12 protein-coding genes are annotated in these 11,160 nt (G+C 52.6%); 11 read left to right on the forward strand and 1 reads right to left on the reverse strand.

The genetic code is table 11. The annotated features are described in order from the left end of the window. Nucleotides 1–9 precede the first annotated feature (9 nt). From BLR09_RS24555 to BLR09_RS24580, 6 genes are all read left to right on the forward strand, one after another. Nucleotides 10–1,788, forward strand: coding sequence for a M14 family metallopeptidase (locus BLR09_RS24555; RefSeq protein WP_093209068.1), 1,779 nt, complete (start codon nt 10–12; stop codon nt 1,786–1,788). Nucleotides 1,789–1,873: 85 nt separating this feature from the next. After that, a complete protein-coding gene (locus BLR09_RS24560) occupies nt 1,874–2,884 on the forward strand; it encodes a metal-dependent hydrolase (RefSeq protein WP_093209006.1) in 1,011 nt (336 codons plus the stop codon). Beyond that, nucleotides 2,881–4,350 (forward strand): cardiolipin synthase, encoded by a 1,470-nt coding sequence (gene cls / locus BLR09_RS24565; RefSeq protein WP_093209008.1) that lies wholly within the window; start codon nt 2,881–2,883, stop codon nt 4,348–4,350. The genes BLR09_RS24560 and cls overlap by 4 nt, the downstream gene beginning before the upstream one ends. A gap of 136 nt (nt 4,351–4,486) precedes the next feature. Then, nucleotides 4,487–4,978, forward strand: a complete 492-nt coding sequence (locus BLR09_RS24570; protein WP_143011213.1) for a hypothetical protein — start codon at nt 4,487–4,489, stop codon at nt 4,976–4,978. Between the two features lie 78 nt (nt 4,979–5,056). Continuing rightward, nucleotides 5,057–5,443, forward strand: a complete 387-nt coding sequence (locus BLR09_RS24575; RefSeq protein ID WP_143011214.1) for a hypothetical protein — start codon at nt 5,057–5,059, stop codon at nt 5,441–5,443. Between the two features lie 183 nt (nt 5,444–5,626). Next, complete coding sequence (locus tag BLR09_RS24580; RefSeq protein ID WP_143011215.1) at nt 5,627–8,050, forward strand: TonB-dependent receptor; 2,424 nt, start codon at nt 5,627–5,629, stop codon at nt 8,048–8,050. An 82-nt stretch (nt 8,051–8,132) separates the two neighbouring features. On the opposite strand, the gene BLR09_RS24585 is transcribed toward BLR09_RS24580, so the two are convergent. Continuing rightward, entirely contained in the window at nt 8,133–8,564 is a 432-nt protein-coding gene (locus BLR09_RS24585) for a DoxX family protein (RefSeq protein WP_093209019.1), read from the reverse strand. 170 nt (nt 8,565–8,734) lie between these two features. Here BLR09_RS24585 and BLR09_RS24590 point away from each other — a divergent pair, with 170 nt between their 5' ends. The 5 genes from BLR09_RS24590 to BLR09_RS24610 all read left to right on the forward strand — a co-directional run bounded on the left by BLR09_RS24590 (nt 8,735) and on the right by BLR09_RS24610 (nt 11,127). Beyond that, a complete protein-coding gene (locus BLR09_RS24590; protein ID WP_093209020.1) occupies nt 8,735–9,319 on the forward strand; it encodes a TlpA family protein disulfide reductase in 585 nt (194 codons plus the stop codon). Between the two features lie 79 nt (nt 9,320–9,398). Further along, the gene (locus BLR09_RS24595; protein ID WP_093209023.1) at nt 9,399–9,698 is read left to right on the forward strand and encodes a rhodanese-like domain-containing protein; all 300 of its coding nucleotides are present in this window, start codon (nt 9,399–9,401) and stop codon (nt 9,696–9,698) included. A 64-nt stretch (nt 9,699–9,762) separates the two neighbouring features. Then, on the forward strand, nt 9,763–10,296 hold the full coding sequence (locus BLR09_RS24600) for a helix-turn-helix domain-containing protein (RefSeq protein ID WP_093205382.1): 534 nt from the start codon (nt 9,763–9,765) through the stop codon (nt 10,294–10,296). A 104-nt stretch (nt 10,297–10,400) separates the two neighbouring features. After that, nucleotides 10,401–10,631 carry an IS3 family transposase gene (locus tag BLR09_RS25960; RefSeq protein WP_394331413.1) on the forward strand — a complete coding sequence of 77 codons (231 nt, stop codon included), beginning with the start codon at nt 10,401–10,403 and terminating at the stop codon, nt 10,629–10,631. Continuing rightward, nucleotides 10,564–11,127 (forward strand): IS3 family transposase, encoded by a 564-nt coding sequence (locus tag BLR09_RS24610; protein WP_093205388.1) that lies wholly within the window; start codon nt 10,564–10,566, stop codon nt 11,125–11,127. Before BLR09_RS25960 ends, BLR09_RS24610 begins: the two co-directional genes overlap by 68 nt. Nucleotides 11,128–11,160 lie beyond the last annotated feature (33 nt).

Consider the following 11,160-nt stretch of genomic DNA (forward strand, 5'->3'; position numbering starts at 1 on the left):
ACTTCCTTCATGAAAAAAATATATACGCTATTGTTGCTGGCCTGCGGACTGCAGGTAGCCGCCCAGCAGAAAGACCCGGTTGGAATCCGGGCGATCGGCACACCGCCGAATCCCAAAGTACAGGTAGCCTGGAACCGATACTACGACTACAAAGGGCTCCTCGATATCATGCAGCGCATGGTGAAAGCATACCCCGATCTGGCGAAACTGGAATCCATCGGTAAGTCGCAGCAGGGCCGGGATATCTATGTGCTGACGATTACCAACCTCAAGTCGGCGAAATCCGACCGGCAGAAACCTGCTTTCTGGACGGATGCCAATATCCACTCCAACGAGCTTCAAGGTTCTGAAATGACCCTGTACGCCGCTTGGTACCTGACCGAAAACTATGCTTCCAATGCGTTTATCCGGGAGCTGGTAAACGACCGGACGTTTTATTTCGCGCCAACCATCAACCCGGACGCCCGCGAAGACTTCATCTACAATGCCAATACCGCCAATACACCGCGGTCGGGTATGACGCCTATTGATGATGACGGCGACGGGCTGGTGGACGAGGATAATTTTGACGACCTCAACGGCGATGGTGAAATCACGTTTATGCGCCGGAAATCGCCGCAGGGGCGATTGAAAGTCAACCCCGACGACCCGCGTATGCTCATTCCGGCGAAACCCGATGAGCCAGGTGAATATGAACTGCTTGGCTATGAGGGGCTGGACAACGACGGAGACGGGCTCATCAACGAAGACCGCCCCGGTAGTTATGATCCCAACCGCGACTGGGCCTGGAACTGGCAGCCGGATTACATTCAGGGAGGCGCCTACAAGTATCCATTCAGCCTGCCTGAACCGCGGGTGATCATGGAATGGATCATGAAACACCCGAATATCGGCGGCGCCCAGAGCTACCATAACTTCAGCGGTATGTTTCTGCGGGGACCCGGCGCGGCGGAAGACGATGCTTACTACGAGCCAGCCGACGTGGCCGTCTACGATTTTATCGGTAAAACGGGGGAGAAGATGATTCCGACCTACCAGTATGGCGCCATCCACAAAATTCTGTATACCGTTTACGGAGGAGAAATTGACTGGTTTGCGCTTGGCAGAGGTATTTTCATGTTTTCGAACGAACTCTGGACATCATACCTGTACTTCAACAAAAAAGGCGAAGCCAATGAGCTTCGGAACGCCCCGAGTACAGAGCCTTATGATTTTGACCGGCTTTTGCTGCACGGCGACGCGTTTGTCGATTGGAAACCCTTCAAACACCCGCAATACGGTGACATCGAAATTGGCGGTTTCAAGAAAAACTACATCCGGAACCACCCCGGATTTATCCTCGAAACCGACGGCCACCGGAATGCGGCGTTTACCCTCTTTCACGCCAACCAGCTGCCCAAAATCGAAATCGGGCAGGTGACTAAAAAGGAACTGGGCAACGGCCTGACGGAGATTACTGCGGTCATTTCAAACAAGCGGATCATCCCGACGCACTCAGCCTTTGACGTACGGAACAAAATCAATCCGGCAGACAAGGTTACCCTGAAGGACGCGCAGGTAGTCAGCGGACTTCAGATGATCAATCCCGACGGCGGCGGCGGTTTCGGCGCGGGTACTTTCGAGAGCTTCCAGGAGCAGAAGCGTACCCCGCAGACGCTCGAGGTTGCGAACATCCCAGGCATGGGCTACGTAAAAGTTCGCTGGATTGTGAAGGGGAATCCGTCTTCCTGGTCCATCGAAGTAGACAGCCAGAAAGGTGGTTTTACGACTGGTACCGGAAAATTCTGACATCCATTTGCCTGTCTCGATCCTGTCTGCCCGCCCGGGCAGGCAGGATTTTTTGTTATCTTCCGGGAAAGGTCTTTTTTACGGTATGGATACGCTTACCCACCTGACCGTCGGGGCTTGCCTCGGTGAAGCGGCATTTTCCCGGCGAATGGGCAAACAGGCGCTCATCTGGGGCGCCATTGCCCAGAATCTTCCGGATATAGACACGGTGAGTTCCGTCTGGCTGAGTACGTCTGCCGGTTTGGTGGCCCACCGCGGACTGACGCACTCGCTACTGTTTCTGATGGTTGTCGCGCCTGCCATGGCCTGGTACCTGCGAAGGCTCTATGGGGTGTCGTTCTGGCCGTTGTGCCTGTTTTTTGCGGGACAAATAGCGCTCCACGATTTTCTCGACCTCTGCAATTCCTATGGGACAGGCCTGCTGGAGCCGTTTTCGCATGCCCGGTTCTCCCTGAATCTGCTGTATGTGGCCGATCCGCTGTTTACCGTCGGGCCGCTGGTTGCAACGATTGTTTTGATCTGGAAACGAAAAACGGCTGATGGGCGGAAAGCGGCCTGGATGACCGGCCTGTCCGTCACACTGGTCTATTTTGGTATTGTCGTCGCCGGAAAGCAGGTGGCGAATAGCGCGGCAGAGGAGGCGTTGCGTCGCTCGGACGGCTCGCTGCCCGACTATTTTCTGACCCCGACGCCGTTCAACGGCTTTCTATGGTATGCGGTTGCCGATGCCGGCGACGGGTACCGGATTGGCTACCGGTCGGTTTTTGACAAGGGGGGAATGTCGTTCGGCTACCGGCCCCGGCACGCAGAACTACTGAAAGGAATAGAAGATACGGAGGAGGTGCGGAACCTGAGACGGTTTGCGCGGGGCTATTTTACGGTTGAGAAACAAAAGGAAGGCCTGGAATTCAACGTACTGCGTTTCGGACAGATACGGGGCTGGGAAAATCCGGATGCGCCGTTTACCTTTCACTTTTATTTGAGTCCCGGTTACTCGAATGAACTGGTGATGCAACGGGGGCGGTTTTCCGGCTGGAACCAAACGGCCGTTATCCGCCTCATCAACCGCATCGCCGGGCACCCGTCCTCCCCATGACCCTTCTGCAAAAAATAGACTGGCTACTCATCGGCGAAGTACTCTACAGCCTCCTCGTGGGAGCTGTCGGGCTGCGCATCATCTACGATACACGTACCAGTACCAAGACCCTGGCTTATTTGCTGCTGACGATTTTTGTGCCTGTCGCCGGAATTATTTTCTACCTGTCTTTCGGGATCAACTACCGCAAGCGTGGCCTGTACAGTAAAAAGCTGATTGACGACGACGCGCTCCTGCAACGGCTGAAGCGCGAAATTTACCGGACTACCGAGCAGACGCTCGAAGCCGCGGACGACGAAGTCGGCGCCAACCGCGAACTGGCCTACCTGTTGTTGAACGATAACCTGAGCCCGCTGACGGCCCAAAACGACGTCAGACTCCTCCTGAACGGGGAGCGTACCTTCCCGGAAATTCTCCAGGCACTCCGGGAGGCGAAAGATCACATTCACATTGAATACTATATCTACGAGGACGACGACATCGGCAATGAAATCAAGGATATTCTGATTCAGAAGGCACAGGAAGGGGTCAAAGTCCGGTTTATTTACGACGACTTTGGCAGCCGCTCCATCCGGAAAAAGCTGGTACCCGAGCTGATCCGCGCCGGCGTTGATGCGTTTCCTTTTTACCGCGTCATCTTCATTGCGCTTGCCAACCGGCTTAATTACCGGAACCACCGGAAAATTATTGTCATAGATGGTAGCACGGCTTTTACAGGTGGGATCAACGTTTCTGACAAGTATCGAAACGGACCGGAAGGAGGGCTTTTCTGGCGGGATACGCACCTTCGCATCGACGGGCCCGGCGTCTACTATTTGCAGTATATCTTTTTGTGCGACTGGAACTTCTGTGCCGATGAGGCCATTCTGCCGGACCGGCGGTATTTTCCGGCGTCCGGTAATAAGTCCGGCGGCTCGAATGCCATCGTCCAGATCGCCGCGTCAGGGCCGGATTCCGGAATGCCGGGTATCTTGTTTTCCCTGCTTCAGGCCATTCACCTGGCTAAAAAGGAAATTCTCATCACTACACCCTATTTCATTCCGGGCGACAGCCTCCAGGACGCGCTCATCGTCGCAGCGCTCAGCGGCGTGCGGGTATGCCTGCTGGTTCCCGGTATTTCCGACTCGCGGTTTGTCAACATCGCTTCCAGTTCCTATTTCGACGATCTGCTGTCCGTCGGCGTAGAAATTTACCGCTATCAGAAAGGCTTCATCCACGCCAAGACAATCGTAACAGACGCAAGCCTCTCTGCGGTAGGCTCGGCCAACATGGATCAGCGTAGTTTTGAGCTTAATTTCGAAGTCAACGCCTTTGTATATGACGCGGCTTTTTCACGACAGCTGCGGGATACCTTTTTTGAAGACCTGACGCATGCGATCCGGCTTGAGCCCGAACGCTGGCAGAATCGGTCCGTATGGCGGAAGCTGGTGGAGAAAATCGCGCGGCTGGTTTCACCCCTGTTATGAGCAGAATAGATTTTGTCAGGCAATGAAAAGTTCTTTGTTAAAATATAAGTCTTTTTTGTCGGTATTCGCCGCGGTCTAATTGTGAGTATATTTGTCTTATGCCGGTAAATGAAGGTTCTGTTTGCCGGATGACATTATGCCTTCCATCCTCATACGTTACTTTTTTTTGGGCTTTGTACTATTGACTCCGGCCCGTGCGCAGTCTCCCGCTGACATGCCGGGATGGACGTCTGCTATTCGGGCCGATGGAGTAGAGTGGAAGCCCCGGTCGCTGCCTCCCGGCCGTGTTTTTTTATATACTGTATTCTTTCCGTCATCCGGCAGGGGGACGCTGCTGCAGGATGTGCAGGCTTTTACGGCGATAGACGCCGCACGACTGGGAACCATCTCGCAAAAACTGAAGCCCGAAGTTTCCGGAAATATGCTGACAATATCCGGTGCTGTACGCGACCGGGGCAACAGTCGCATTCTGACTTACCTCGCTTTCCGGTCGGGAAATGAAAACAGGCTGGCGCGGGTGATCTGTGAGCCGGATGAGAAGCTGTACCTTCCGTATCTGTCAGAAGTAGGCCGCCACTTTGCCGGAATCACCCGAACTTCCGGGCAGTCGTCATATCACCACAGGTGAGGAGAATAGTTTTCGGCAGAAACGCTGTTTCACGGAAAAGGTTGCTATTTTTGTTTCCAAACGCCCTGTTCCATCTCCGTGAATCAACCAGCTGTCCCTTCGTGGCGTAGCAGATACCGTCAGGCATCGGCGAGGTTTTACCTCACGCTGTTTCTGGCGATGCTCGTTAATGGGGTGGTGTTCCGTCACGGGCACCGGTTGGCTGACGGGCGTATTATCTCACATGCCCACCCGTTCCGCTCCAACGGTAAGGGTCCGATTCTCCCGAATTCGCACACGTCTCTGGAGCTACTCCTGCTGGATGCGGTGTCGAATCCGGTGCTGGACATGCCTTCCTTCGAGATGCCGGAGTTCGGTCTTGTGGAGCTTTTTACCATTCCCGAACGACCTGTCAGCTACGAAAGTCTGTTGCTGGTCCGGTCGTTATTCTTCTCTTTTCTCCGGGGACCTCCGGCATTTTCCTGAGTTAGACATGCATTGATTTTTCCGGAAGGCAATGAGTCTTTCCGGACGATTCGATCCGGCTGTTTTGATAGCCGGAACTCTGTTTCTGTATTCTTTTTTTTTGTGATTAACAAACTGACAGTCAGGCTGTTGACTTGCGTTTGCGCGAGTCCGGCTTACCTGTATACTCTATTCTTCTTCCGAATGAAAAACCTGTTCTTTATCTGTCTGATTTTGTTTACCCATGCGCTGCAGGCGCAGAATGTCCTGTCCGGAACCGTCATCCACAAAGAGGATAACGAACAGGTAGTGGGGGCTACCGTATACATACCCGAGTTACGGGTCGGGGCTACGACCGACGTGGAGGGGCGTTACCGCATCGGCAAGCTGCCGGAAGGTCTGTTTATCATCCAGGTCAGCTATGTTTCGCATCGCACTGTCGTCGAAAAAGTACGCGTGAAGGGTGAAACGGTACACGACTTCACAATGGAAAATGCGGCTCAGTCGCTTGAAGAAGTGATTGTCTCCGGTTCTTCTACCAAAACAGTCATCAAGGAAAGCCCGATACCCATTTCGGCGGTGACCCAGCTGCGGTTGCTGCAGCAATCTTCTTCCAACCTTGTGGACGCGGTGGCAAAGCTGCCGGGTATGTCGCAGGTATCCACCGGAGCGGGGCTCAGCAAGCCGATTATCCGCGGGCTGGGCTTCAACCGCGTGATTACCATGCATGACGGCGTTCGCCAGGAAGATAACCAGTGGGGTGAGGAGCATAGTATTCAGGTAGACGAGTATTCGATCGACCGCTATGAGATCATCCGCGGTGCCGGCTCGCTGATGTATGGGTCAGACGGCCTCGGAGGGGTCATGTCTATCCTGTCGCCACGCCCGGTTGAAGAAGGCAAGCTGATTGGCCGGGTCCTGACCAATTACCAGACAAACAATAATCTGTATGGCATTTCAGCTCAGGTGGCCGGCAATAAAAACGGCTTTGTGTGGCTGGCGCAGGTATCAACAAAGTCCACTAAAAACTACCGCAATAAAAACGACGGGCGCGTCTACGCCTCCAACTACCAGGAGCCGGTCAACTTCAACGGTTATTTCGGACTGAATAAAAAGTGGGGGTACTCCCGTATTCACTTCCTGCGCTCGTATCAGAAATACAATATTATTATCGGTACACGGGACTCGCTCGGACGCTTTACGACGGCGCATCTGCAGCCGGATGGCCATGTCGCCGATCGTACGGTTACGAATGAAGAACTCGAAAGCCGGTCGTTTATTCCCTATAACTCCCAGCGACTGACCAATGAGAAAATATCCTGGAATAACCTGGTTAATTTTTCCAATGGGGCGTCGGCGACGGCTATAGTGGGTGTGGCCCGGAACCGCCGGAGCGAATACGGGGACGTCACCCGTCCGTGGCAGGCGCAGCTGGACCTGTACCTGTATACGACGTATTACGACGTGCGGTACAATTTCGCCTCGAAAAACAACTGGGAAATCAACGCCGGTACCAATGGTATGTTTCAAAGGCTTGATAACCAGGGGTTTCAGGTGCTGTATCCGAACTACAACCTCTTCGACAACGGTGTCTTTCTTTTTGCCAAAAAGAGCTATGACAAGCTGAAACTCTCGGGAGGGATCCGGTATGATATCCGGAACCTGGACATCGGTAAACTGTACATCGATTCCGAAGGCGGCTTTCAGGTAACTCCTCAAGGGCCCGGAAGCGAGCGTTTTGCAGGTTTTCAGAAAAACTACAGCAACGTATCGGCGAGTATCGGCGGGGTCTATAACCTGACGGAAAAACTGGCCGTGCGGGTCAACGGGTCGCGCGGTTTTCGGGCCCCTACAGTACCGGAGCTATCGTCCAATGGCATTCACGCCGGAACATTCCGCTATGAAATCGGCAATCCGAACGCCGTACCGGAAGTGGCCTATCAGGGAGACCTGGGGCTGACGTACGAAAGCAAGAGCTGGTACCTCGACGTGAGTCTCTTTCAAAACTCCATCCAGCACTATACCTTTTCCGAGCGCGTGCAGAAGCCTAACGGACAGGATACGTTGTACAACGGAAACGTCCCGATTTACCGGTACACCCAGGGAAATGCCCGGTTGAGGGGTCTGGAAGGTACTGTCACGTTTAACCCGCAAACGGCGCGCTGGTTCAGCATTACCCAAAGCTATTCGGCGGTTTTCGGAGATAATCTTTCGTCGAAAGAAGAATCCGGGAAGTACCTTCCGTTCATGCCGGCGCCACGCTGGATCAGCCAGTTGAAGCTGACGAAAGACCGCTACCGGGACTTCCTGCGAAACCTGTATCTCACGATTGATCTCGAAGTAACACAGAAGCAAAACCGCTTCCTGGCGCAGTATGGTACAGAAACGGCTACTCCGGGGTACCAACTCGTAAACGTCGGGCTTGGGACAGACATCGTCGCGAAAAACAAAAAGCGTCTGGCGTCCTTCTATTTTTCAGCCAACAACGTGTTTGACGTCGCATACCAGTCGCACCAAAGCCGCCTGAAATACCTGGATGTGAACCGGGCGACCGGCCGGACGGGTGTTTACAACATGGGCCGGAACCTGAGTTTCAAGCTCATTATTCCGTTTGAAGCGAAGCTGTAGGCAGCGTTCCTGTAAAAAGAAAGAAAGGTCATCCTGGGATGGCCTTTCTTTTTTCTACGCACAGAAGGTTGAAGGATCGTACTCAATCGTTTTTGTGCTTCATCCACTGGTCGACGGAGAACTTACCTGATCCGACGACGTAAAAGAGAATCAGTAATAAAAGCGTCAGCACTGACAGCCACAATTCCGAGTTCAGGTAGGAGAACCCGCGCGTCAGGTTGACAAAGAAAACCGCTACAAACAAAATGGGAATCTGAAAAGCCGCAGCGATGCGCGTAATGCAACCGATGGCGATCAGAAACCCGCCGACAAGGTGCGCGAACGCTACATAATGGATCGCCAGCATGGACCAGGCGAGGTTCAACTCTCCGACGAGCCCGGCAATACCGCTGTCGTCTGTAATGAAACCAAGCCCTCTCACAAACAAAAACACACCCAGGGCAACCCGAATGGTATCTAACCAGGTGGGATGATGCGTATCACCCCAATGCTCAATGCGTTGGATGACTGTCATATGGTTCCCTTTGTTTGATTATCAGAAAGTTAGAATACTTTTTGTAATAAGTCAAGAGGGAATTGGAAAATATTAATCGCTGAATCAGGAAACCAAAAAGCTACGGAGTGTGGTTACTCAAAGCAGCGATTTTTTCGGCCGAATGGCTTTTTTCTTTCTGAACTTTCCGGATGAAACGATTCTCAATTCCAAACTGGCTTTCCTGGGTGCTGTTTCTGGCACTAATGCTTTTCCTGTTCCGGACAGATGCGGGTAAATCCATCGTGGGAGGAGCGCAGGCGCTTCTCCTGAAAACGGGTGTTCACAATGCTCCGGCGGAACCGCTGGCGGAAAAAGTTGCGCCTGCCGGCGATCTGTTGTTACGCAACGCTGACGGAAAGACGATAAAACTGTCGGACCTCCGCGGGAAAACGGTCTTTCTGAATCAGTGGGCTACCTGGTGCCCGCCGTGCCGGGCGGAGATGCCGGCGATTGAAAACCTGTATCAGTCGGCAGATCGTAGCCGCATCGCGTTTGTCATGCTGTCGCTGGACGATTCGGCGGAGGACGCCTTTGCGTTTGCGAAGGAAAAAGGGTTTACATTTCCCGTTTACGTGCCGGTTGGCCCGCTGCCTGCGGCATTTGAAACGTCAGCTATTCCGACGACGTTTGTGCTTGCACCCGACGGCCACATCGATCAGCGGATTGAAGGTATGGCGAACTACGATACCGACGAATTTCGCAACTACCTGGCGGACCTCGGATCAGTAAAATAAGGACTGTGTGATAAGTATCACGGAATGGCGATGAGGATCGTAGCTCTTTTGTGAATCATATCATCACACATCCTGTATCATGAAGAATTTTTTGAAAACGCTTTTCGGAAACCCCTGGGAAGAAACGAGAAAACTGTTGGAGGCCGGCGCTGTTGTCATTGATGTCCGCACGCCCGGCGAGTTCGGTAGCGGGCACTATCCCGGGGCAATTAACATACCATTGGACCGGCTGGAAGAAAAAGCAGAGACAGTCCGCAATTACAAAAAAGCCGTTATTGTATGCTGTGCATCCGGTATGCGCAGCGCCCGGGCCAAGTCGGTACTGACCCGCCTGGGTGTGCCGGATGTGCACAATGCCGGCGGATGGCATAATCTGTAAGAGATAAAAACGGCTCCCGGTTGGAGTGCCCCCAAAAAGTTAGACACTTTTTGGGGGCTTTTTTATGAATGAAAAGAGAAGGAACCGCAAACACAGTGTAGCCTTCAAGACAAGGCTTGTAAAGAAGTATCATTCGGAGGGTTCATTGAAACGGTTGGCGCGGGAACATGGTATTGCTCATTCTCTGCTGGAAAAATGGGTAAAGCAGTATGAATGTTTGGGCGCTGAGGGCCTGTTGGAGCAGTACGGAAGGGATTATGCGGTGGAAATTAAACAGGAGATAATTCAGGCGTATATAAAGGGAGATCTATCTTTGAGAGGATGTTGCCTGAAGTATGCCATCCGTAGTGAAAGTACTTTATTGGGTTGGTTACGACGATACGAGCAATCCGGAGTGGAAAGTCTAAAACAGGGCCGGGGCCGGCCCCGATCCATGAAGCAGCCTAAAAAGGAATCCAGACCTCTGACGCGTCTGGAAGAACTCGAAAAGGAAAACCTGTATCTGCGGGCGGAGAACGAGTTGCTAAAAAAGCTGGATGCCTTAATCCGGGAACGGGAAGCAGCGCCTCAGAAAAAGCGCAGGCCATCCAGGGATTAAGGCAGAAATACCCGTTGGAGGTGTTGTTAAAGCTGGTTAAGCTTCCCCGTAGCAACTTCTACTATCACCTCAAAGCCGCCTCGGCATCAGACAAGTACGCCTTGGTGAAAAAAGAGCTAAAACAGCTCTATCACCGGCATAAGGGTCGTTTGGGCTATCGGCGGCTGACACTTGCACTCCGGAAAACCGGAACCATCATCAACCACAAGACCGTCTTCAGGCTTCTGAAAAGCCTGGGGCTGCGCTCACTGATCCGCGTGAGGAAGTATCGCTCCTACAAAGGGGGAAACAGGCCAGGCTGCAGACAATGTCCTGGGCCGGAACTTTCTCTCTGAGAAGCCTAATCAAAAATGGGCAACCGATGTGACTGAGTTCAGAGTTCGAGACAGGAAGTTGTATCTGTCGCCGATCCTGGACCTTTTCAACGGAGAGATTATCAGCTACAGCCTGTCGGAATCACCCAACTTTGCTCAGGTGACGGACATGCTCAAAAAGGCATTCAGGAAAGTAAAACGGGCTCAAACCAAGGGTCTTATCCTTCATTCGGATCAGGGATGGCAGTATCAAATGAAGCGGTATCAGAAGCTTTTGCAAGCCAGAGGTATCATCCAAAGTATGTCCCGAAAAGGCAACTGTCTTGACAATGCCATTATCGAGAACTTCTTTGGCACTATTAAAGCTGAGTTGTTTTACCTTAACAAATACCTTTCCATCGACCAACTCAAAAAGGATATTATCGACTATATCCATTATTACAACCACGACAGAATCAAACTCAATTTAAACGGCAAGAGCCCGGTTCAGTACCGAGCTCTTCGAATCGAATCGTAACTTTTACCTGTCCAACTTTTGGGGGCTAGTCCA

This window comes from Siphonobacter aquaeclarae (assembly GCF_900103285.1).
GTDB classification, from domain to species: domain Bacteria; phylum Bacteroidota; class Bacteroidia; order Cytophagales; family Spirosomataceae; genus Siphonobacter; species Siphonobacter aquaeclarae.